Here is a 23,019-nt window from a genome sequence, read left to right on the forward strand (position 1 = left end):
AAGTTTCGTGGCATACTATGTGCGGAATAACGAAACCGAGACCCCATGACTTTTACACTTCGTCCCTATCAGCAGGAAGCCGTTGACGCCACCCTCGCCTGGTTCCGTAAACATCGCGAGCCGGCGGCGATTGTGCTCCCGACCGGCGCAGGCAAAAGCCTCGTCATCGCAGAGCTGGCGCGTCTGGCCCGTGGTCGCGTGCTGGTGCTGGCGCACGTTAAAGAGCTCGTCGCGCAAAACCATGCCAAGTATTGTGCGCTTGGGCTGGAAGCCGATATTTTCGCCGCCGGGCTGAAGCGCAAAGAGAGCCACGGCAAAGTAGTCTTCGGCAGCGTGCAGTCGGTGGCGCGCAATCTGGACCTGTTTAGCAGCGAATTTTCGCTGCTGATTGTCGACGAGTGCCACCGCATCAGCGATGACGGCGACAGCCAGTATCAGCAAATTCTGGCTCACCTGAAAGCGGTGAACCCTCACCTGCGCCTGCTGGGCCTGACGGCGACACCGTTTCGCCTGGGGAAAGGCTGGATCTATCGCTACCATTATCACGGCATGGTGCGCGGCGATGACAAGGCCCTGTTTAGCGACTGCATTTACGAACTTCCGCTGCGCTACATGATTAAACATGGCTACCTGACGCCGCCTGAACGGCTGGATATGCCGGTGGTGCAGTACGATTTCAGCCGTCTGCAGGCGCAGAGCAACGGCTTATTCAGCGAAGCGGATCTCAACCAGGAGCTGAAAAAGCAAAAGCGTATTACGCCGCATATAATCAGCCAGATTGAGGAGTTCGCCGCGACGCGCAAGGGGGTGATGATCTTTGCCGCCACCGTTGAGCACGCGCGCGAAATTACCGGGTTACTGCCCGCCGGCGACGCGGCGTTAATCACCGGCGAAACGCCTGGTCCGGAGCGCGACGGCCTGATTGACGCCTTTAAAGCACAGCGGTTCCGCTATCTGGTAAACGTGTCGGTATTGACCACCGGCTTTGACGCCCCGCACGTCGACCTGATCGCCATTTTGCGCCCGACCGAATCGGTCAGTCTGTATCAACAGATTGTTGGCCGCGGCCTGCGCCTGGCCCCGGGGAAAACCGACTGCCTGATTCTGGATTATGCCGGTAACCCGCACGATCTCTATACGCCTGAGGTCGGCGCGCCAAAAGGGAAAAGCGACAACGTGCCCGTGCAGGTCTTTTGCCCTGCCTGCGGGTTTGCCAACACCTTCTGGGGAAAAACCACCGCCGACGGTACGCTGCTCGAACACTTTGGCCGCCGCTGTCAGGGCTGGTTTGAAGATGATGACGGGCATCGCGAGCAGTGCGATTTCCGCTTCCGGTTCAAAAACTGCCCGCAGTGCAACGCCGAAAACGATATTGCCGCCCGCCGCTGCCGGGAATGCGACACGGTGCTGGTTGACCCGGACGACATGCTGAAAGCGGCGCTAAAGCTGAAAGATGCCCTGGTGCTGCGCTGTTCCGGCATGGCACTGCAGCCCGGCGCCGATGAAAAAGGCGAGTGGCTGAAAATCACCTATTACGACGAAGACGGGGCGGACGTCAGCGAGCGCTTCCGCGTCCAGACGCCTGCCCAGCGAATGGCCTTCGAACAGCTGTTTATCCGCCCGCATACCCGCACGCCGGGCGTGCCCCTGCGCTGGATAACCGTAGCAGATATCGTGCGTCAGCAGGTGTTATTGCGCCATCCGGATTTTGTCGTCGCCCGTAAGAAAGGCCAGTTCTGGCAGGTGCGCGAGAAGCTCTTTGACTACGAAGGTCGCTTCCGTCGCGCCAACGAATTGCGCGGTTAGCGGGACTTTTCATTGATGTGAGGGGCATTTGAGTATAAAATGCCGCCCGCTTCACATCCGTGAGGCAGAACACTCACCTGCTGCTGGGTCGCCTGTAGTAGGGTTTTAAATACAGAGAGAAATCAATGTTCACTATCGAAGCAGAAGTACGTAACGTGCAGGGTAAGGGTGCGAGCCGCCGCCTGCGTAACGCTAACAAGTTCCCGGCTATCGTTTACGGTGGCGAAGCTGCTCCAGTTGCAATCGAACTGGATCACGACAAACTGTGGAACCTGCAGACCAAAGCTGAATTCTACAGCGAAGTTCTGACCATCGTTGTTGGCGGTAAAGAAGAAAAAGTGAAAGTTCAGGCTGTTCAGCGTCACGCGTTCAAGCCAAAACTGACTCACATCGACTTCGTTCGCGCGTAATCGCAAACTCGTCGAAAAAAAACCCCGCTTCTGCGGGGTTTTTTTATGGCTGTTATTTCCCACCCGAGGTGCGGCGCTGAAGCTGATCGCGCAGGTTCGGCGGCGTACCTTTAATGGTCAGCGTATCGGTGGCCGGATCCCAGAAGATGCGTTCACCCAGCAACATCGCGTCAAAGTTGATGGTTAACCCACCGCCGCTGCCGGCAAACTTGGTTAACTGACGCAGCGTACTGCGATCTGCCGGGAAGCTCTCTTCAAGCTCATAGCCTTTCTCCGCGGTGAATTCCTGGAAGCTGACTTCGCTGACGCCCGCCAGCTCTTTTGACAGGGACTCCAGCTCGATCTCCTCCCCTGCCTGCAGCTGTTCGTTGCAGTAGCTGTAAACCTGCTGGCGCACGGTCTGGCGCTCAGATTTATCGAGCTGCGCTTCAGCCGTGAAGTCGTCAACCGCCTGGAGCAGCCCTTTGTTCTGCGCTTTGGCGTTAAGACCTTCGCTGGCACCGAGGAAATCCATAAAGAAATCCGCCACTTTGCGGCCCACGCGCCCCTTCAGGAAAGTCAGGTAGCGGGTCGACTCCGGGTTGGTTTCCCACTCGGTCAAATCAATACGCGCCACGATATCCGCATGGTTGATATCCAGATAATGCGTTGAGCTGATATCCAGCTGCTCGTTGACGCGCATGCTGCTTAAGTTATTCAGCACGGTAACCAGCAGATACTCGACCGCCAGGTAGCGATAGTGGCAGAACAGCACGATCCCGCCGTCGGCGAACGGATATTTCGCCAGCTCGTCGCGCAGACGCCCGGTGGCGGCGCGGCTAAACGCCAGGAAATCCTCTTCGCCCTGACGCTGCAGGCGCAGGCTATCGGCCAGTTCACTCTCTTCGCTGAACAGGCCATAGGCTTTATTTTTGGCGCTGTAGACGCGATGCAGCTCTGCCATCATCTCCACCACGGTCGCCGTGGGTTCCAGTAACGAATCGCGCAGCACCACTTCAAGGGTTTGCTCATCGCGCTTGATAAGCTGGTGCAAGGCAATCTGGTTGATTTCCAGACTCATGATAAACTCTCCTTTTAGACCGGGCGGTATTCAACCACCACCAGGACATGTGTGCAACAACAGATAAAAAAGGGGAAAAAAAGCTGTTGCTACGGTAATATGTTGCCCTTTCATCAACAAACTGATTTTGATTTATGCCACAACATTCCCGCTACAGTGATGAACACGTTGAACAACTGCTCAGTGAGCTGGTCAACGTACTGGAAAAACATAAAACGCCGACCGATCTCTCCCTGATGGTTTTGGGAAATATGGTCACCAACCTGATTAACACCAGCGTTGCTCCGGCTCAGCGTCAGGCGATCGCAAAATCGTTCGCCCAGGCTTTACAGTCGTCCGTCAGCAACGACCCGGCCCATTAAGGGATACGAACAACAGTTTATGGTGACGAATCGTCAGCGCTACCGTGAAAAAGTCTCCCAGATGGTCAGCTGGGGGCACTGGTTTGCCCTGTTCAACATTCTGCTGGCGACGGTCATTGGCTGCCGTTATCTGTTTGTCGCAGACTGGCCAACAACGCTAACCGGGCGTATCTACTCCTGGATAAGCGTTGTCGGTCACTTTAGCTTTTTGGTTTTCGCCACCTATCTGCTGATCCTGTTCCCCTTGACGTTTATCGTCATGTCGCAGCGTCTGATGCGGTTCTTGTCCGCCATCCTTGCGACGGTGGGGATGACGCTGCTGCTTATCGACAGTGAAGTGTTCACCCGCTTCCACCTGCACCTCAACCCCATCGTCTGGGAACTGGTGATTAACCCCGACCAGAACGAAACGGCCCGTGACTGGCAGCTGATGTTTATCAGCGTCCCGGTGATCCTGCTGATTGAGATGCTGTTCGCCACCTGGAGCTGGCAAAAGCTCCGCAGTCTGACCCGGCGACGCCATTATGCGAAGCCCGTCGCCGCGCTCTTTTTCGTCTCCTTTATCAGTTCGCACATCATGTATATCTGGGCGGATGCGAACTTCTATCGCCCTATTACCATGCAGCGCGCGAACCTGCCGCTCTCGTACCCGATGACGGCCCGTCGCTTCCTCGAGAAACACGGTCTGCTTGATGCGCAAGAGTACCAGCGCCGTCTTATCGAGCAGGGCAACCCGGAAGCCGTCAGCGTTCAGTATCCTCTGAGCGACCTAAACTACCGCGATATGGGGCGCGGGCAAAACGTCCTGCTGATCACCGTCGATGGCCTGAACTATTCCCGTTTCGAGAAGCAGATGCCTGCGCTGGCCGCTTTCGCGAGTCAGAACGTCTCGTTTACTCAGCATATGAGCTCCGGTAACACAACCGATGCGGGCATCTTTGGCCTCTTCTATGGCATTTCAGCCGGCTACATGGACGGCGTCCTGTCTACCCGCACGCCTGCGGCGCTGATCACCGGGCTGAATCAGCAAGGCTATCAGTTAGGGTTGTTCTCCTCCGATGGCTTTAACAGCCCGCTTTACCGTCAGGCGCTGCTGTCCGATTTCTCACTGCCGACGGCGCAAAATCAGTCCGACGCGCAGACCGCCGGCCAGTGGATAAACTGGCTGCAGCGCTACGCCCAGGAAGATAACCGCTGGTTCTCATGGGTTGCCTTTAACGGCACAACGCTTGCCAACAGCAATAAGAGTGACTTTGCGCGCCGCTACGGTCGCGCGGCTGGCGATGTTGATGCGCAGATAGGCCGCGTGCTTGACGCGCTTCGCGAGTCGGGCAAGCTGGACAATACCGTGGTGATCGTGACCGCGGGCCATGGCATCCCGCTAGGTGAAGAGACGAAGAGTATGAGCTGGTCTCGCCCGAATCTGCAGGTTCCGCTGGTGATCCACTGGCCTGGCACCCCGGCGCAGCGCATCAATATGCTCACCGAGCATAAAGATGTGATGACCACCCTGATGCAACGCCTGCTGCACGTCAGCACGCCAGCAAACGAGTATTCGCAGGGGCAGGATCTCTTCAGCGCCGCGCGCCGCCACAGCTGGGTGACGGCGGCGGGGAATAATACGCTGGTAGTCACCACGCCGAAGCTGACGCTGGTGCTGAACAGCAATGGGAATTATCAGACGTATAATCTGCAGGGCGAACGGTTGAAAGACCAGAAACCGCAGCTGAGCCTGCTGCTTCAGGTCCTGACGGATGAGAAGCGCTTCATCGCTAACTGATTAATAATAAACCAGTTAGCGACAGATTCCCTTGCATTCAAAACGGAATCGAGTAGTATTCTTTTTATGCGTCGGCACGTAGCGCAGCCTGGTAGCGCACCGTCATGGGGTGTCGGGGGTCGGAGGTTCAAATCCTCTCGTGCCGACCAAAAATACATTGAAAACCAGCCTTTTATGGCTGGTTTTTTTATTGGTAATTTTCTTGTGGGGAAAGATTGGGGAATAACTGGGGAATAACTACCGATAATTACGCCTCTCTTACTCATCGAAATAATCGCCTCGAATCCGTTTGAAAGACTTAACCAGCACGCGCTACTTTTCTCCCTACCCTATACTTTCAATCTGACCGAAGGTTTCTATGTGCGGACGTTTTGCAAAAGCCCAAACCCGTGAAGAGTATCTGGCATTGTCGGTCCCTCTTTTAAATATCCATCTTCTGAATACGCCCTGATACGGATCTGCTTACACCCCATGGTTCTTTAAAATGATGTATCGCCAAATCATCAGGTTCCATTCCTATATTACGTTCACGGCGCAGCGATACACGCAGCTGATCATCAATTCTGGCGCGGACATAATCGGGATGAAATTCCTGGCGAAAGAACTGGTGTGCTTGCAGGCCACTCCGCAGAAAGAGCTTTTTGGTCAGCCTGTCTACACGCTGGTACAATAGTTTACAAGAGATCCCAATAAGTCGCGCAGCTCCTTGCATTGAATCCCGCATCAGCAGACTGTACACGGTCGTTTTGTCCTGATGGGAGTAATCGCTCATGCTACGGTGTTTCTGTAGCACTTCCGTTGCACTATGGTAACTGACGCCAGGACAGTGACGGAGCGTCTCATAGTAATGGAGCAGAGGGGCATGGTTATCAACCGAAATCAGGGTTCTCAGGATCCGGGAATGCATCCCGCGGTCGCCAATAAAAATAAACCGTTCCACATCATTGTTTCGCCTGATGCACTGCAGTATCTCCTGCAAAGAATGAAAGGAACTTAGATCAATGATGCAGGTATGCTGCGCTAGCTGGATATGAGCAAACAATACCTCAACGGCAACACGCAGATAATGATTACGGGTTTCAATACGATAGGTCACGTTTATGTTCCATCACACCAGGAAGAGGCACGCAGGCCTCTTCCTGTTCACGGGGGATTAGAAGCTGAAGCGAATACCGGCCATGCCTTGCATCGGTTCATCCACATAACCGCTCTGGCGGTAGTTCAGTTCGCCGTATAGCGTCACATCTTTAGCAGGGCTCACGGTGATACCCGCACCGTACTTACCGGCGGTGCCGTTCTGGTTATTCCTGAAGCGGTTCACTTCGTTAATCACCACTTCATTCGAACGCACCAGCTCCTGCTCGATGCTGACACTCAGGTACGGGCGGAACGTGGTGCTGCCCATCGAGAAATCGGTGGCCACGCGGGTTCCGGCTTCAGCGGTCAGGGAGCGGGCTTTCCCGGTTTTGGCAGTCATGCCGTTACTGAGCTTCACACTCGCGTCATTGATGGTGGTCCCGGTCATGCGTGCAAATGGTTCCACGCTCAGGCTGTCCATCGGCGTAAAGGTGTATCCGGCTTCCAGCGCTGTACTTAGGGCGTACTGATGCCATTTGCCGCTGGTCATGTCGCCGTTAGTCATGCTGGCACTGAGCTTGCTCTCCAGACGATTGGCCTTCAGCGTACCATCAAGGTAGAAGCCGCTATTATCATACCAGGTGGCGTACGCACCGAGGCCATAGCTGTCCACGGTGCTGGTACCACCGCGGGCATGCCTGACGTTGTTACCGGTCAGGGAGACGAAGCCTCCGGTGACCAGGATGCCGCGGTCAAACCCGGTGACGATGTCACCCCCGAGTTCCATGCCGTTCTGGTACATCTTATAGGCAGCCCCGTTGCTGGTTTCTGCTGCGCTTTTCTTGCCCAGATAGTGACCCCAGATGCTGCCTTCACCGTGCTTAACTTCGCCGCTGCGTCCTTGGCGATATGCACGCAGGCCCTCCATTTCGCCGCGCATAATGTTGAGACCTGCATTGGCCATGCTTAGGACAGCATCCGTTGAAGGCGTCACTGCCAGCGAGCCGCCAACATTACCACCGTCTCCACCATTGCCGTTGTCTCCACCATTGCCGTTGTCTCCACCACTGCCGTTGTCTCCACCGTTGCCGTTGTCGCCACCGTCACCGCCTCCGTTTTCGTCGGTCATCGCGCCGAGATACCATACGTTCCCCGTCATAGCGTCTTTTCCGGCTTCTTGCTTCAGCACGTACATATAAGTCCCGCCGTCCACCGCTCGCGAGCTTTCACCACTTGCCGTTTGCAGGGTAAAATCAATGTTGCCACCCTGATCATTAATCAGGTTAAGCGTGAGATTGGTGTGATCAGTAATTTCCTTACCAGAGTCTGCTAACACCAACCCGAAACTGCCATTGCCCTTTTCAATGGTGACAAAGTTTGCCGCTCTATCCGCAAGTGAAGTATTAAGCTTAAAAAGCCCTGTACCGTTGAGTTCACCAATATCCAGCTTGGAATAACCCAATGCTGCTGCATCATGAAATCTAACCGTACCGTCATTCATGGTCAGTTTGTCAACTCGAGCCGAATTAGAGATGTCGTTATCCATCGGAACCCAAACGGTCAGTTCACTGTTATTCAGGTTAACATCCGTTGCATTCGATCCCATTCGCATCAACATGTAACCAAAACCGCTTCTAGTGTCGATAGAGGTTTTTCCCGCAGCCTGACCGCCTGTGTTGAGTACAAAAACACCGTCATTAACTTCGGTATCAACAGCTATGCCCCCGTTCAAAACTTGCATATGGCCGCTTGCGATTTCATTTCGGATTGCGACCCCATAGACGTAACTATTGCCACCGTTAACAACGGTATCTATCACCATTCCGCCAGCATCGACATTCTGGTTGCCGCCCTCATTGATGACTGTGTTTCGCGCAATGCCACCAAGCTGAATGGACTGTGCGCCACCGTTGATTGTCGTATTGTTTGCACTACCTCCCGATTTAACAATCTGGCTTGCTTCCCCTTTTTTCTCTAACGTGGTGTTCTGCGCAATACCGCCGTCATCAATAGACTGCTGCCCAGAGATAATTTGTGTGTTATTAGCTACGCCAGATACTTTTTGTTGACCATTAAAATTCACAGACGTATTTTCAGAAACACCTCCTGCATTTACAATTTCGGTTCCTCCCTCAACTTGAGTACTCTGAGAGTTCCCGCCATCGAGAATATTTAAAGTACCGTCTTTTTTTACAGTTATATTTTTAACTACTTCCCCATCATTTACATCGAGGATATTACCTGGTGCTACTTCCGTAGCCTGAACCAGCGGAGTAAAAGCAAGTGTTGAAGCAATCAATAAAGAAAGCGGATTCATTTTACAATGAAGCATTTATATTACCTTTTCAGTTCAAATTAATGTGCCACAGTCAATGGCGATAGAGTGTAAAAGTTAAACAGCAATCAGATTTTCTTTTTTCCAGAAATAACCTTGTGCGATATCCGCACCTGACTGGATGCATTTAATTAATTGATTTTCAGACTCGATACCTTCAATCAGGACTGGAAAGTTTCCCATTACCAATTTCACAACCTTGATAATACTGCTTAAATAAGGTGCGTTAACTTCACCCTTATCTATTTTGATACCATCGATTTTTCCCTGATACACAGGCAAGCTAACCAAATCATCAGCGGAAAAATCATCTATCCACACTTCCACACCCGAAAAACGCAAGCGGTCAATATTTTTAAAAAAGAAATATTGTTCTTTATCATTAAGACATTTCAGCGCAGAAGCATCGGCCACTTCAAGAGACACATGCGAATACGCCGCGATGTCCTCAATATCAAAATGATTAAGTGCGATAAAACCCGCCACAGTCAGATTATAAAAACAGGTGGCGTTGACTTTTGCACTGACACGATTTATCTGCTGGCGTAACAACGTAATCTGCTGACGGCCTGTCAGCCGTGAAAACCACTGTTCCGAATTCAAACCTTCGCGCAACTGGCTAAGGACTTCATAGCCAATAACGTGACTGGCCGCTAAATCAATTAATGGCTCGAGGCGGTAGTGTTTAATATCGGGGTACGGCTTCGTCCCGGTGTTACTGATGATGTTATTCATATCTGTGCCCTTTTCCTTTAACGGTCCGGTGCGACAGAATGCCGCCCGTTCTGATGGGCTCAGTATTCAGATAATTCCATGCCTTAACAATATTATAATTCGCTGACATGCTTTTTTATAGCCAACAACACTAAATTATAACTAAAATGCAGAGCTATATTCCAAATAAAGGTATTGGAATGACCTTGCCGTACAGTTGTGGTTTGAAAGGTCTATCATGTAGCAATGCTCGGCATAAGGAGATGAGCAATGCTGTATACCCTTGATGACAAGGTGATCTACGATCCTGTGAACGCCTATCTGCGTCGTCACGATGAAAAGGTGGTTGACGCCACGCACCTGACGGCTATTGCCAATAAAATTTTGCACCATCTGGTGATGCATCATGGTGAACTGGTAACACGGGAAACGCTGTTTGATGAGGTGTGGGAAAAGGCGGGAATTGCCTCTTCGTCCAATACCCTGAATCAGTACATCAGCCTGCTGCGGAAAACTCTAGCCGGATATCTTGACCGTCAGGATATTATTGTCACTGTCCCGCGAGCCGGATATTACCTGAGTAAAGAAATCAGTATTTCAGCGCATACGCATCAGCAACAGCGGTTTTCGCATCTGCCAAAATATATTGCAGCGACAGTTGCCCTAGGGGTTATTGTTGCGGGTTCTTTTTTATATACCACCCAACCGGAGAAAATTGCCCCCCGAAAGATTGGTGAGATTAAAGGCTGTCCGGTTTATGATATTTCTGGAGTGAAAAGCGATGTTGCCGATGCCTCCAGTTTTGCGGTGGCAAAAGAAGCCCTCGAAAAAAATAATCAAATCTGCACGCAAACCACCGCGTTTTATATGTTTGCCCAGGAAGCTCTGCACTTACATAAACCGGCGAGAGTGATGTTCAGTCGCTGTATTGAATGGGATGATTCCCGGGATACCTGCCAGAATATTTATTATTACGACTGGATACGCTGATGAATAAAAGACACCGTTTTCTCTATAGTACCACTGCTGTACTCCTGGTGATATTTATCACGATCGGGTACTGGGTTTCCCGGCATAATCTCAGTTTTACCTGTTCGTCTTCAACCGTATCCTTTTACGGCAATAATGGAAATGCTCCTTTTCTGAATTTCACTCAGACGCTGACCTTCAACTACCTGGGAAAAGCCGCCGTCTTCGTCGCAGGTGAGTTACACACTCCAGAGGGAGTAACCTATAGGATAAACCGCAGTGTCTTTTACGACTATGTACATCTCGGTGGCAGTAATTATCACCTGCAGGTTACCGATTCGATTTTAGCCGGAAATGACGATGTGCCGGGCAGTCTGGCGAAAACGGAGCTAGCGCCACTGCAACAGGGGGCAAGCAGGATCGTCGGCATACGTCAGTTGCCGAGCGGAGACATGGTTGTGGCTAATAACGTAGGCCCGTTTCTGATCTGCGCGGTGCATTAAATTGAGGAGACTGAGATTGGCTTCACCGTTTCGTTTCTAAGTTTCTATGCAGCTTCGAATTATGAGTTTTGTAAATTTTATAGCAGTGACCCTTTATGAGCAGATTTATGCCGCCGCCCTTTCTTTCATACGATGGGCGGCAGTTTCTTCAGCTTCCGGACTGAAGCGCTTCCACTTCCAGGGTTAACTCTTCAATTTTATCCATTAATGCGAGAATGGCCTCATGATGAAGCGCCGCGGAAACACCCGTTGTATCGACTGAAAGGACATCCTTAACCTCGGTACCATCCTCCATCGTCATCGCCTGCCCAAAGTGGTTTACTGCTTCAGGGAAAACTTCCTGGACTTCCTGAGCAATAAAACCAAAACCAGTTACGCCAGAATCAAGACGGCGCCAGGAATATCCTCTGAGCTTCTTCATTGCTTCCAGTGGTTCAGGAATAACAACAACATCGTCCTTAATTCTCCGATCCGAATTGTTTACCCACGTACCAGTAGCCTGGCCATTTGCGTTGAAATTCCAGAGCGCAAATGGAGAGGAATTATCAGCGCGTAAAGCAATCTGAACCGATTGAATAGAAGCTCCGCCGGTTCGTAAAGCCCCAATAGTCCACTCCCCAGTCCACCATCCACCGCGCAGGAAGTTTACCCAGTCGCCAGCACCAGGGTTGGTGTTCGATACGTTTGTAACAACGATTGCATTATTGATTGATCCACCATTGTAAACGCCTGCTTTAACTGTAAAGCCAGCAGCACCTGGTACAGACAAACCGCTATTTAGAGTTCCTCCTGTTTTTCCGTCCACAGTATTCAGGCGTGCGTCATCGCCAGCGGCTACCGTTCCCGCAACTGTTCCAACGTCCCTGGTGGCGCTGTTTCCTAAACTGAGGTTTTGGCGAGCACCTGAAGCAGTGCTCGAACCGGTACCACCCTGTGTTACAGACAGCGCTGTCGTTAGTCCATTGAGAGAGGTGATGTCACTGTTTGCACCTTTTGCCGCCTTGCCTGAAAGTGATGTGGTAATGCTATTCCAAGCTGGGACCGTCCATGTTGTTCCATCCGGCAGAATTACCGGTACATCTCCTGTTCCAGTAAAAATGCGTTGCCAGTTCTGTTTGTCGTAATTCAGTCCACGCAGCGCTTCAGCACTTTGCGCCACCAGCGCGGCAGTTACCATATTCAGCGCCACGCGGGGGACGGCTGACCAGGCCGCGCCGGATTGCGTTGGCCCGGTAAAGTTGCTGACCAGCGTCAACTGGGTATTACCCTCTACCGATTTAACCGGAAACGTATACGGAACACCGCCCACAGTAGAGACAATGAAGTCACCTGCGGCAAGTTCTGTTGCGAATGAAGTTCCGGAACCGCTAACAATAGCGGACCCGTTTGTCAGGGTGATGGTTCCTGCTGACATAGTGGACTCCTGAATTCTGATAATAAAAAACCCGCCGGAGCGGGTTGTTAGTAAATTGCATCAATAATGGGGATAGAGAGGCTTGTCAGCCGTCGGCCCACCACACTGTACTGCGATGTCCATGAAGCGGCATTTCTTCCCCTCCCCGCGCGCACCAGATTGCCGCTGCGGATCAGTCCAGCCCATTTCAGGTAGTCCCAGCCGTTGTAGACCTCACTGTTATAGCCGTAGCGGCCAAGCAGTATCATGCGATCGCCGATGTCGGTATTCCCCCACGATGGAGCGTAGGTCTGGTTCCGGTACACAAACGGTCTTCGCGTGGTGGAGAACACGCAGACTCCACCCTTAATGATATTCAGGCCTCTTCCCGGGGTCGGGCTTACGCCGCTGGCAAAAATAGCGATCTGCATGGTAACGGTCGCATCCTGATCGAGACCTGCATGATCGACTGTCGCAATAATATTCGCGCCGTCGAATTCGATGGTGACGTTATCAGCACTCCATTTTGCAAACACCATATAGCGGTCGCGTGAGATAGTTGTCGTCGGTGTAGCCCAGCTCCCGGTGAAAGTGACGGTACCGCGCCAGACACAGTAGCCCGACATCGTGGCATCAGTGATCGAGAGGAAATCCGTGCTATCCTGAATCAGCAACCCCCTACCGGACGATGCCGGGAGGATTTGCCAGATAGACGCGTCAAAGGTTTTTGCACGCCCCCAGTTATCGCTCCACCAGGTATTTATGGTGATGGTGTTACCTGATACGGTAAATCCATCCAGCATGCCGATCGTGGGAATGAGGTTTGTACCCCTGTTAAGTTTGTAAACGGTATTACGCGGGATAACGACGATCTGGCTGCCATCCACGCGCTGATTAATCGTGTACTGGTTAACATCCCATGCTTCGCTGACGTTCTGGCAAAACGAAGGGCAGCGAAGCCCGGCAGTTATTTCCATTACCGGGCCGCCGTCCGCATAGGTAATACGTAAACCCTTTGGCATAGTTACCACTCTCCAAGAACAATCAGGTTACCGCCTCCGAGATCAATTTTTACGCCCTTCCCGTCAATGGTGACGCCATTACCATTCCCGGTGAACGCGAAATTACCGCTCGAAGCATACAGCGCACCGTGCAGCTCGCAGTTTCCTGATTTATCAATGTTCCACCCAGCACCGCCGGGACCAGCAACATAGTTTGATGAGCGGATGTAATTACCTATCTTCGCATTAGTAATAGTGCCGTCCTGGATAAATGCATCGCTGATAAATACTTGCCCATTCACCACCGCGAACGGAGAATACTGGGTGATCGAGAAGGTGCCATTATCGTTATCGGTTACGCTGACAACGCGGTACTGCTGCGCGTAGAGCTCGTCAGATTCCACCACCCAAACAGCTTCGGCCTGAGGCGTCTCACTGTATGCCGTGGTGACTGTGACTGATTCACCGTTCACGGCCTGAATGGTCCTGCTCTGCGATGCCCCGGAAGGTAAGTTGAGAATAAGGCGATCACCTGCTGCCGCATCTGCCACGCGGTCAAGTTTGATAACGCGACCGTTAACGGCGCTGATACGGCCACCCATAACCTTTCCTGAAAGCAACTCGTCTGCCACGGCGATGATGTAGCCCGGCTGCGGAATGTTTCCGTCCAGACCGACATCAAACGAAACAACGCGATCCTTGTTGTTGGTGAGGATACCCCAGCGGCCTTTTCGGTTTGCTTCAGACTGCCTGGTACAGCCGATGGCTGTCATTTCCAGTTGATTGAAACCGTACCGCGCCACCAGCGCCTGCTCAAATAACAGGCCTGCCGTTAACCGTGGTAGCTCCCCGGCAAATCGTCCAGATGCCGCTGCCATCTTTGTACGCCGTGAGGCTGTTACCCTCTTTCTCATTCAGAAACTGATCGAGAATGACGGATGCCGGCGCACCAGCCAGTACCAGCCCCAGAACAGCAGCACTCAATTTTGCTCTGGCTCTCATCACTCACCTTCCTTTTGTAATGCCTCAACGACCACGCTTGCAGCTGCAGGACGTTCGTGAAGAGGTTTGTCACCAACGCCTTTCAGGTAGTCATTGACCATTTTTGTTCTCTTCTCATCCTCTTTACGCCTGCGGTGTGCATCAACACGCCCGTTGATGTAGGAGGCAAGCGAGATAAGTAAACCGGCAGCGCCAAAGAACATGAACACCAGATCCTGAGTGGTAAATCCAATGGCAGAAGCCAGAGCGGCTACCCACGCGAAGAACTGCGTGAAGATGTTCCCTGAATCATTCATTTTCATGGTCTCTCACCTCGCTAAGTGCGGGTGCTATTTCTAGAAATAAAAAAGGCCGCCAAACGGCAGCCTCGTGATGATTGAAACATGCTGGAGCTTCCTTCTCCTGAGAAGTGCAATAAATTAAGTTATCCTTAAGAAGAGTTATTTAAATCTTTAAAATAATTAACTATTCACATAGTTTTTAGATGTTATCATTTGCGTTAGGTTAACAACTTATCCTCAATAGGGATACAAGACATATAAGCGGGTAGCACTGGCATTATTATTGCGGAGAAGATTGATGTCGTTCTCCGCACTTTTTAATACTCAGAGCTAGCTATCAAATGTCCACCAACCGCTAGATTAGTGCCATAAGGGCGATCAGACATCTAGCCCCCCTCTTATTGCGGCCAACGCATTCAGAAAAATTGAGCGGAGAGAAAAAAATGCTCACTTTTTAGTCCCCGGCAAATTGTCTCACCTCACTTACCGTCTGGTTGAAACGTTCCTCTTCCAGTTCTACGCCGATACTGGCATTCCTTCACGTTACGTTCTAACCAGGATTCCAATGCGGTCAAACCGCCTGCTGCACGGATAACTCTCTCGTCGGTGAAGAATTCCTCGAGGGACTTATCTTCTGCCAGCGGCTGCCTGGCATCAGGGACGAGCCCCGACGGAAGCCCAGCCATACTTTTTGGCTGAGGCTCCACCAGCACACGCCCCTGTTGAAACAAAGACATCAGTTCGCTACCCGGCTTTAAAATCACAAGCCCCAGGCGCGGTACAGTCTCGGCTGTAAACAGTCCTCTCACGCGGCATGCCCCTTAGCGATGTGAGCCGTCCACAGACCGCCGATCCACTCGATGCCTTTGGGTGTAAAGCGTGCCTGGCTAGCTGATGCGCGCCACCAGGCAAAATATGTCTCAGCAATTTGGCAGAAAATTATCCCTGCCACCAGCACCAACGAGTAAACCACACAGCCCGGGTGCAGCCGGGCTTTATGGAGAAGGAAACCATGGCAAAGCTAATGAAAGCGAGTCTCTGGAGTAAACGCGAATTTACCAAAGACTCCATTCCTGACAACCGTACAATAAAACGTTGGGTCGAAAACGGATTACTCATGGGAAGGATTGTAGATGGTTCAGTTTTTGTCTATGAAACCGAAAAATGGGGAGTTGACTCAATTGTTAATCAGGCGGTACGTCAGTTAATAATTGAGGGTTGACCATGGCAGCAAGGCCACGAAAAAAAGAATACCGCCACCTCCCTGATTATCTTTTTTTTGATAAAGATCGTGGCGTGTATAAGTTCACGCTTATTACTGGGAAAAAGAAAACTCTCGGTTCGGATCGAGTAATGGCTATCGCCATTGCCCGAGAATATAACCTGAGGATGCGCCCTGAAAATACACCTTCGATAGATTCATTAATTCGGGAATCGGGAGGGCTGAATGGTGAAGCCCACCCGTTTTCTGAACATGTTGATCGCATTATGGAGAGAGCGATCAAAGATGAGCAGCCGTCTAAAAGCACACTTGACGATTGGAATAATGATGCCATCAGGGTTAAAGAATTTTTTAATAACATACCCGCATGCGATATTGAGCTTGAGCACGTAAATGCCTACATACGAAATTACCATTCTGAATCGTCGGCCAATGTTCAGAACCGAAAAGTTAGCTTCCTGAAAAAGCTATTCTCTTATGCTGTTGATGAATCGCTAATGATGGATAACCCTGCAACACGGAAAAAAATGCGGCGTGTCGATAAAAAGGTCCGCCGGCGACTTACTTTGGAACAGTTCCTGGCCATACATGCAGCTGCTGAACCTTGGCTGAAGACTGCAATGGACCTTGCCATACAAACTACGCAAGCGCGCCTGGAAGTTTCCCGGATCCGGTACTCGATCAAGGAACCTCAAGAAGGGGTTTGCGGCTGTGTATGGTTCGATCAGGAGGAGGCTGGCATATTCGGAACGCTTTACATTCATCGGCAAAAAGTGCAGCACAAAGAGGCTTCACACGTCGCTATTCCGATCGGTCGAGCCCTGAAAGAGATCATCGACAACAGCAGAGACAATGTGGCCAGTCCTTATGTTGTTCACCGGCTTCTGGAAAAGAGAAGCAATCCGATAAGCAAGGAAGTTAACCACCCAACACAGGTGGCCCCTGATTATTTGAGCAGGGCATTTTCAGAGCTGCGGGACCGGATAGGTGTAGCGGCAGAGTTACCTATCAAAGAAAGACCAACCTTTCACGAGATTAGAGCGCTGGCAGCTCATATTTTCGAAAAACAAGGCATCGATCCGCAGGCGAGAATGGCCCATAGTGATGCAAAATCGACAAAAATCTATACCCAAAACCATGTTGAATGGGTAGAAGTACCCCATGCAGAAATAAAAATGGCATAGAAAAAGGCACCTAAGGGTGCCTTGAATAAAGACTTAAATAAGGCACCCGCAGGTGCCTTGTGTGGTCACTCTTAGCAACGAACTAAGAACGCCCACGCCTCATACCCATAATCATGAGCATCAAGGACTTTGGCGGATTTTCCACGTACCTTGCGGTAGCGGCAGAAAACCCAACGGAACCCTTTTGGTGCCGCTTTTGAAACGATTGATTTCAAACCCATTCATAAAACACCTCCTTACCGAGAGAGATTTTTCCTTGAACCTACTCTCCCGAAGTGTTATGTTCGGGCTGCTTATAGAGAAGTTCACGGTGCGATGCCTCTTGGTATCATCGCCTAGTTAAACCCTGATGGTTGCCGCCGTCAGGGTTTTTACTTTTTTAACAGTTGTTTTTGATAATCCGCAGCGTGTGCAGACACTCCACACGCCTTTGCGATTTCCTCTACAGACATACCCCGCAATAATGGTGCATGACTGTAGGGAACGAGTAACTCTCCACTAAAGCATTTAGCTTGCCATTCGCTGCTTTCAAAAGCTCTAATTTCCACTCCTGGAGCCGCTCTGGCAAAAGCAATATTCTTATGCATTAGCAGATGACCAATTTCATGAGCAACAGTCATACGATCACGACCGTTTCCAGCATGGGCACCCTCATAGACATCCTCACGAAGAATGATTAACGAGTCCTGAGGCATAGTAAGACCATGTGTTCCCCCCATCTCCTTTTCCGTAGCTGTTTCAAAAGAAAAGTTAGGTAAGATCTGCGGTAGCGCGAACTCCAGCATTTCTATTACGGGAAAATACAAATCATGTATCTTCAGCATCGAGCGTAAGTTGTTGGTTAAACCACGCACCGCGTTGCGGCTTAAAGGTGGCACTCGATAATCTTGTCCGCTCAAACAGAGCCTCCTACTTATTGTTTTTTCGTTAACAATTCACGTAGACGTTTAAACTCATCATCGCTCAGTTCATCAAAGTTGCGTGCAAATGCCATCGCTACTTCCCGAGCATTTTGATTCTTACCCGACAGATTAATCTCAACAGATTGTTGAGAATCACGTGCTGCTTTTGTTAAATCGTCACCTGCATGAACACCTTCATTACTGAAATAGCTAATGATGCTTTTCAGCACAGGATCAGTAACAGCGCGTTTTCCTGTTTCAATTGCTGAGAGGTAAGACGAGGTCACGCCCATAGCATCAGCCATGCTTTTCAGCGTGACACCGACGTCTATACGTAATTTCCTAACTTTCTTACCAAACGGCGTTAACATATTTTGGCCTCTCTAATGTGCGTAAGAGTCACATACAACTCGACTCTGAGACTAAGATAACAACTCCCAGATGAGAAATCAACAGATTTTTGTTAACTTCACGAGCGTACTTTAGTTAATCAAGATTTACTCATGATAGTTCATTTTCTTCTATGTTGTTTGTCAACGAATGCGAATAGTATTGGGGAAAAACTCCCCATAACTCATTGATGTATATAGTGCGGATTTTGCAAAATATGCACTGTTTGCATATACAGTCAAACATGCCGTAGCACCAGTATTTACAAGGGTTGCAGCGGCTTTAACGCAGTGACATGGGGTGTCGGGGGTCGGAGGTTCAAATCCTCTCGTGCCGACCAAAAACATATTGAAAACCAGCCTGATGGCTGGTTTTTTTATTTCGCCTCGTCCGGCGTTTTGCGCAGATACACAAGCGTAGTCAGACAAATCACCGCTCCGGCATAAAACGTATATTCCGCGCCAAACGTTTCCCATATCGCGCCGGCTCCCACGCTGGCGATTAATAATCCCACGCCGCTGACCAGACTAAAAATACCGAAAGCCGTACCGCGCAGATCGGGCGGTGCGGTTTTAGCGATCATTGCCGCCAGTAGTCCCTGGGTCATACCCATATGTATTCCCCAAAGCGCGACGCCTAAAATGACCCCCATCCAGTGGCTGCTCAGCGCCAGAACAATATCTGCACCAATCAGCACCATTAGCCCCCACTGCAGAAGCCGGGTGTGGCTCATGCCATCAGAAAGTTTGCCAAAAGGGTATGCGGAAAGGGAATAGAGTACGTTCATGACCACCATCACCAGCGGAATAAGGGCCAGAGGAACGCCTGACTGCTGCGCACGAAGGACGAGAAAAGCCTCGCTAAACCGGGCAAGCGTGAACACTGCACCAAGGCCAATCACCCACCAGCACGCTTTACCCAGCCGCCTTAAATTCTCTCGTTTAATGGGGTTTGTGCGTTTATGTTCGAGGGGAGTTTTCGGCTCCTGAAGGCCAAAATAGAGCAAGGCAACTGAAAGCAGACCGGGGATAAGGGCTATCCAGAAAACAGTGCGAAAGTCGTTGTCCAGCAACAGCATTAAGCTTACGGCCAGTAATGGGCCAAGAAATGCGCCTGTGGTATCCATTGACTGACGCAGACCATATGCCGCACCACGCATTTCCGGCGGCGTGACGTCTGCAACCAGCGCATCCCGCGGTGCGCCCCGTATCCCCTTCCCCGTACGATCTATCAGACGTGCGCCTAAAACCATCCCGGAAGAGGACGCTAATGCGAAAAGGGGTTTGCTTAACGCCCCCAGGCCATACCCTAGCAGGGCCAGCCCCTTACGTTGACCCAGGTAGTCGCTTATCGCCCCCGAAAAGACCTTAATAAAAAGCGCAGTGGCCTCCGCCAGCCCTTCAATCAGGCCGATAAACAGCACGCTCGTACCGAGGGTGGTCATCATAAAAAGTGGCAGCAGGCTGTGAATACTCTCTGACGAGATATCCATCAACATACTGACGCCTCCCACAACCCAGACGCCTTTGGGGATCTGGCTGAGCACTGGAAATCTGGAACGCATCTACCGCTCCTGCTTTAAAAACAGTTGCCTGAATGCTTACAGGATAGGATATCGCGGATTAAAAAAACCTGAGGAGAGTGGGATGAGACCATAAAAAAGCCATCCGGCAGGATGGCTTAGTTATCGCAGGTCGACGCTTAATGCTTCTCACGTCCGCCCAGGAAGAAGATGCCCAGCGGGATGGCCAGCAGAACGGTGAACACCAGGCTGTAGACGAAGATCATCGCCGACTGCAGGACATACATGCTGGTTGTCCAGGCAGAGAGGGGGATATTGTACTGTTCGATAACGCCAACAATGGTTGCCCGCCCCACGCACGCGGCGGCAATCATAAATACGACCAGCAGCGCCAGGAGGAACTTGCGGCCTTCAGGCGTTTTCAGTTTTGCACGAACCATCTCTCTTCCCTTTTACAGATGAATAACAATATATAGGGTCTAAAATAACACGAACTGGCACCTGACTCCACACCAGCATAAACAACCACTAAACAGGTAAATTAAAAGCTCATAACGCTACTCATAATGAAAATGTAAGTAAATAACACCGGTCATTCATCGTTGTTATGTTAACCTGCGCAGGATCGTTTTGACATAAAGGAATGACAATGAAAAACGCACCTAAATTTGCCATCGCCCTCATCGCCGCCGCGTGCATCAGCAGCAGCGCTTTCGCCAGCGAAACCCCAAAACAGCAGCCGCTGGAAAAAGTGGCTCCGTACCCGCAGGCGGACAAAGGGATGAAGCGTCAGGTGATTCAGCTGCCGGTTCAGCAGGATGAAGCGAACTTCAAAGTGGAACTGTTAATTGGCAAGACGCTCGAAGTGGACTGCAACCAGCACCGTCTGGGCGGTCAGCTGGAAAGCAAAACTCTGGAAGGCTGGGGTTACGACTATTACGTCTTTGACAAAGTGACCTCTCCGGTCTCCACCATGATGGCCTGCCCGGACGGCAAGAAAGAGAAGAAATTTGTAACGGCCTATCTGGGCGACAACAGTCTGTTGCGCTACAACAGCAAGCTGCCGATCGTGGTCTATACGCCTGAAAACGTGGAAGTGAAGTATCGCATCTGGAAGGCTGATGAGAACATCGGACAAGCCGTAGTACGTTAAAAATAAGTCGGGTGGCGGCTTCGCCTTACCCGACCCGGAAAGGGTGCGCTCTGGTGCCCTCACCCCCCCCTCTCCCACCGGGAGAGGGAGAAAACACTAAAAACGGTAACGGATGTTACCGTTTTGCTTTTACCTTACAGCGCGATATCCGCAACCGGTTTGTTTTCCGGCTGAGGCTTCAGCTCCGCTTTTGGCGCCGCATCCGCAGCCTGTGGCTTGATGTACTGCAGCTGCAGTACGCGGCTGGTGTATTCCAGCTCCTGCTCCGTCGCGCTCACGTTGCCGTTCAGCTTCGTGCCGTAGGATGGAATAATGGTTTTCAGTTTCGCCTGCCATTCCGGGCTGGCGACTTTATCTTTAAACACTTTTTCCATCAGGTGCAGCATGATTGGCGCAGCGGTAGACGCGCCCGGCGACGCACCCAGCAGCGCGGCGATGGTGCCATCCTTATCGCTTACCACTTCGGTACCCAGACGCAGCACGCCGCCCTCTTTCGGATCGCGCTTGATGATCTGTACGCGCTGACCCGCCTGCCACAGACGCCAGTCTTCTTTCTTCGCCTGCGGATAGTACTCTTTCAGCGCCTCGAAACGGTCGTCGTCAGAGAGCATCACCTGGCTAATCAGGTATTTCACCAGGTCGAAGTTATCCAGACCCACGTCCATCATCGGCTTGACGTTAGAGGTGGTCGTGGCGCTGAGCAGATCCCACAGGGAGCCATTTTTCAGGAACTTCGTGGAGAAGGTCGCGAACGGCCCAAACAGCACCACGCGTTTGCCGTCAAGCATACGGGTGTCGATGTGCGGAACAGACATCGGCGGTGCGCCAACGGAAGCCTGGCCGTACACTTTTGCCAGATGACGATTCACCACTTCCGGGTTATCGGACACCAGGAACTGGCCGCCCACCGGGAAGCCCGCGTAGTCGTCAGCTTCCGGAATACCGGACTCCTGCAGCAGCTTCAGCGCCGCGCCGCCCGCACCGATAAAGACAAACTTCGCCTTGATGACGTGCTCGGCTTCGTTGTTTTTCAGATCGGCGACGGTCACGCTCCAGCTGTTATCCGCGTTGCGCTTGAAACCGCGCACTTCGGTGCTGAGCTGCAGGTTGAAGTTCTCTTTTTTCTTCAGAGACGTCACCAGCTGACGGGTAATTTCACCGTAGTTAACGTCGGTACCAATTTCGGTACGGGTCGCCGCCACTTTCTGGTTCGGGTCACGACCTTCCATGACCAGCGGAGCCCACTCTTTAATCTGCGCGTGGTCTTCAGAGTATTTCATCCCGCGGAACAGCGTGCTCTGCTGCAGAGCGGCGTAGCGCGCGCGCAGGAAGTTAACGTTCTGCTCACCCCACACAAAGCTCATGTGCGGCACGGTGTTGATGAAGGAGTGCGGGTCGTGCATCACGCCGCTGTTGACCTGATGAGACCAGAACTGGCGAGAAACCTGGAATGCTTCGTTGATCTCTACCGCCTTCTCGATACTAATGGAACCGTCCTTTTTCTGCGGCGTATAGTTCAGTTCCATGAGTGCCGAATGGCCGGTACCGGCGTTATTCCATCCGTTCGAACTCTCCTGCGCCACGCCATCAAGGCGCTCGACCATGGTCATAGACCAGTCCGGCTGCAGTTCTTGCAGATAGGTTCCCAGCGTGGCGCTCATGATACCGCCACCAATTAAAAGGACGTCCGTTTCCTGCTCTTTTGGTGCGTCAGCTTTCGCCGCCATGGAGACGGTGTTAAGCCCCACGGCCAGAGAAAAGAGCATGGCAGTCATTTTTTTCATAATTTATGCCTTAGTGTAAAAGTGCTTGATGCGTGGAAATTGCAGGTGAAAAAAGCTGCGGGGGCACGGTAACAACTTTTAAATATTGTTTAAAGGTTACGAAATTATTGTAATTGTGAAATTTAATGATGGATTGTTTGTGAGGAATTATCGATGCGTCTGGTAAAGC

At 51.4% G+C, this 23,019-nt stretch carries 21 protein-coding genes, 1 tRNA gene and 4 pseudogenes; 11 read left to right on the forward strand and 15 right to left on the reverse strand.

The features are described from left to right. Positions 1–45 precede the first annotated feature (45 nt). A complete protein-coding gene (locus NI40_RS15240) occupies positions 46–1,806 on the forward strand; it encodes a DEAD/DEAH box helicase (RefSeq protein WP_039263180.1) in 1,761 nt (586 codons plus the stop codon). 125 nt (positions 1,807–1,931) lie between these two features. Then, positions 1,932–2,216 (forward strand): 50S ribosomal protein L25, encoded by a 285-nt coding sequence (rplY, locus tag NI40_RS15245; RefSeq protein ID WP_023312497.1) that lies wholly within the window; start codon positions 1,932–1,934, stop codon positions 2,214–2,216. Between the two features lie 52 nt (positions 2,217–2,268). Here the strand turns inward: rplY and yejK are convergent, their stop codons facing one another. After that, positions 2,269–3,276 carry a nucleoid-associated protein YejK gene (gene yejK / locus NI40_RS15250; protein ID WP_008500957.1) on the reverse strand — a complete coding sequence of 336 codons (1,008 nt, stop codon included), beginning with the start codon at positions 3,274–3,276 and terminating at the stop codon, positions 2,269–2,271. A gap of 134 nt (positions 3,277–3,410) precedes the next feature. Here yejK and NI40_RS15255 point away from each other — a divergent pair, with 134 nt between their 5' ends. From NI40_RS15255 to NI40_RS15265, 3 genes are all read left to right on the forward strand, one after another. Continuing rightward, positions 3,411–3,638, forward strand: a complete 228-nt coding sequence (locus NI40_RS15255) for a YejL family protein (RefSeq protein WP_008500958.1) — start codon at positions 3,411–3,413, stop codon at positions 3,636–3,638. A gap of 19 nt (positions 3,639–3,657) precedes the next feature. Continuing rightward, the gene (yejM, locus tag NI40_RS15260) at positions 3,658–5,418 is read left to right on the forward strand and encodes an LPS biosynthesis-modulating metalloenzyme YejM (RefSeq protein WP_039263181.1); all 1,761 of its coding nucleotides are present in this window, start codon (positions 3,658–3,660) and stop codon (positions 5,416–5,418) included. A 72-nt stretch (positions 5,419–5,490) separates the two neighbouring features. Then, positions 5,491–5,567, forward strand: a tRNA-Pro gene (locus NI40_RS15265). Positions 5,568–5,839: 272 nt separating this feature from the next. Here NI40_RS15265 and NI40_RS23975 read toward each other — a convergent pair. Genes NI40_RS23975 through NI40_RS15285 form a run of 3 tightly spaced genes read right to left on the reverse strand, consistent with a single transcriptional unit; the run spans position 5,840 to position 9,565 of the window. Then, a complete protein-coding gene (locus tag NI40_RS23975) occupies positions 5,840–6,514 on the reverse strand; it encodes a hypothetical protein (RefSeq protein ID WP_139152913.1) in 675 nt (224 codons plus the stop codon). A gap of 57 nt (positions 6,515–6,571) precedes the next feature. Then, positions 6,572–8,827, reverse strand: a complete 2,256-nt coding sequence (locus NI40_RS15280; protein ID WP_082454915.1) for an autotransporter outer membrane beta-barrel domain-containing protein — start codon at positions 8,825–8,827, stop codon at positions 6,572–6,574. A 60-nt stretch (positions 8,828–8,887) separates the two neighbouring features. Then, entirely contained in the window at positions 8,888–9,565 is a 678-nt protein-coding gene (locus NI40_RS15285; protein ID WP_039263187.1) for an EAL domain-containing protein, read from the reverse strand. Positions 9,566–9,814: 249 nt separating this feature from the next. Here NI40_RS15285 and NI40_RS15290 point away from each other — a divergent pair, with 249 nt between their 5' ends. After that, entirely contained in the window at positions 9,815–10,534 is a 720-nt protein-coding gene (locus tag NI40_RS15290; RefSeq protein ID WP_052206758.1) for a winged helix-turn-helix domain-containing protein, read from the forward strand. Beyond that, the gene (locus NI40_RS15295; RefSeq protein WP_039263188.1) at positions 10,534–11,016 is read left to right on the forward strand and encodes a hypothetical protein; all 483 of its coding nucleotides are present in this window, start codon (positions 10,534–10,536) and stop codon (positions 11,014–11,016) included. Before NI40_RS15290 ends, NI40_RS15295 begins: the two co-directional genes overlap by 1 nt. 148 nt (positions 11,017–11,164) lie before the next feature. Here the strand turns inward: NI40_RS15295 and NI40_RS23110 are convergent, their stop codons facing one another. The 6 genes and pseudogenes from NI40_RS23110 to NI40_RS24345 form a co-directional block, all read right to left on the reverse strand. Next, the gene (locus NI40_RS23110) at positions 11,165–12,430 is read right to left on the reverse strand and encodes a tail fiber domain-containing protein (protein ID WP_039263189.1); all 1,266 of its coding nucleotides are present in this window, start codon (positions 12,428–12,430) and stop codon (positions 11,165–11,167) included. A 47-nt stretch (positions 12,431–12,477) separates the two neighbouring features. Next, positions 12,478–13,431, reverse strand: coding sequence for a DUF6453 family protein (locus tag NI40_RS15305; protein WP_039263190.1), 954 nt, complete (start codon positions 13,429–13,431; stop codon positions 12,478–12,480). Between the two features lie 2 nt (positions 13,432–13,433). Then, positions 13,434–14,231: pseudogene (locus tag NI40_RS24515) on the reverse strand (phage tail tip fiber protein); the annotation flags it as partial. Further along, positions 14,227–14,412: pseudogene (locus tag NI40_RS15315) on the reverse strand (lysozyme); the annotation flags it as partial. The pseudogenes NI40_RS15315 and NI40_RS24515, both read right to left, overlap by 5 nt. Continuing rightward, on the reverse strand, positions 14,412–14,714 hold the full coding sequence (locus NI40_RS15320) for a hypothetical protein (RefSeq protein WP_048338962.1): 303 nt from the start codon (positions 14,712–14,714) through the stop codon (positions 14,412–14,414). The gene NI40_RS15320 and the pseudogene NI40_RS15315, both read right to left, overlap by 1 nt. A 503-nt stretch (positions 14,715–15,217) precedes the next feature. Next, positions 15,218–15,502: pseudogene (locus NI40_RS24345) on the reverse strand (DUF968 domain-containing protein); the annotation flags it as partial. A 39-nt stretch (positions 15,503–15,541) separates the two neighbouring features. Here NI40_RS24345 and NI40_RS23120 point away from each other — a divergent pair. The 3 genes and pseudogenes from NI40_RS23120 to NI40_RS15335 all read left to right on the forward strand — a co-directional run. After that, positions 15,542–15,661: pseudogene (locus NI40_RS23120) on the forward strand (3'-5' exoribonuclease); the annotation flags it as partial. A gap of 44 nt (positions 15,662–15,705) precedes the next feature. Next, positions 15,706–15,915 (forward strand): hypothetical protein, encoded by a 210-nt coding sequence (locus NI40_RS15330; RefSeq protein ID WP_001515618.1) that lies wholly within the window; start codon positions 15,706–15,708, stop codon positions 15,913–15,915. A 2-nt stretch (positions 15,916–15,917) separates the two neighbouring features. Continuing rightward, positions 15,918–17,099, forward strand: coding sequence for a phage integrase Arm DNA-binding domain-containing protein (locus NI40_RS15335; RefSeq protein WP_039263192.1), 1,182 nt, complete (start codon positions 15,918–15,920; stop codon positions 17,097–17,099). Positions 17,100–17,470: 371 nt separating this feature from the next. Here the strand turns inward: NI40_RS15335 and NI40_RS15340 are convergent, their stop codons facing one another. The 4 genes from NI40_RS15340 to NI40_RS15355 all read right to left on the reverse strand — a co-directional run bounded on the left by NI40_RS15340 (position 17,471) and on the right by NI40_RS15355 (position 20,353). Next, positions 17,471–17,998 (reverse strand): ImmA/IrrE family metallo-endopeptidase, encoded by a 528-nt coding sequence (locus NI40_RS15340; protein WP_039263193.1) that lies wholly within the window; start codon positions 17,996–17,998, stop codon positions 17,471–17,473. A gap of 14 nt (positions 17,999–18,012) precedes the next feature. Next, positions 18,013–18,372 carry a helix-turn-helix domain-containing protein gene (locus NI40_RS15345; protein ID WP_039263194.1) on the reverse strand — a complete coding sequence of 120 codons (360 nt, stop codon included), beginning with the start codon at positions 18,370–18,372 and terminating at the stop codon, positions 18,013–18,015. Between the two features lie 395 nt (positions 18,373–18,767). After that, the gene (locus NI40_RS15350) at positions 18,768–19,955 is read right to left on the reverse strand and encodes an MFS transporter (protein WP_039263195.1); all 1,188 of its coding nucleotides are present in this window, start codon (positions 19,953–19,955) and stop codon (positions 18,768–18,770) included. Positions 19,956–20,092: 137 nt separating this feature from the next. Continuing rightward, the gene (locus NI40_RS15355) at positions 20,093–20,353 is read right to left on the reverse strand and encodes a DUF2534 family protein (RefSeq protein ID WP_008500962.1); all 261 of its coding nucleotides are present in this window, start codon (positions 20,351–20,353) and stop codon (positions 20,093–20,095) included. Between the two features lie 209 nt (positions 20,354–20,562). Between NI40_RS15355 and eco the strand changes: the two genes are divergently transcribed. After that, positions 20,563–21,066: a serine protease inhibitor ecotin gene (eco, locus tag NI40_RS15360; RefSeq protein WP_039263196.1), complete on the forward strand. Its 504-nt coding sequence runs from the start codon at positions 20,563–20,565 to the stop codon at positions 21,064–21,066. Between the two features lie 134 nt (positions 21,067–21,200). Here the strand turns inward: eco and mqo are convergent, their stop codons facing one another. Next, positions 21,201–22,850: a malate dehydrogenase (quinone) gene (gene mqo / locus NI40_RS15365; protein ID WP_032646585.1), complete on the reverse strand. Its 1,650-nt coding sequence runs from the start codon at positions 22,848–22,850 to the stop codon at positions 21,201–21,203. Between the last annotated feature and the right edge of the window lie 169 nt (positions 22,851–23,019).

This window comes from Enterobacter sp. E20 (assembly GCF_000801755.2).
Lineage (GTDB): Bacteria > Pseudomonadota > Gammaproteobacteria > Enterobacterales > Enterobacteriaceae > Enterobacter > Enterobacter asburiae_B.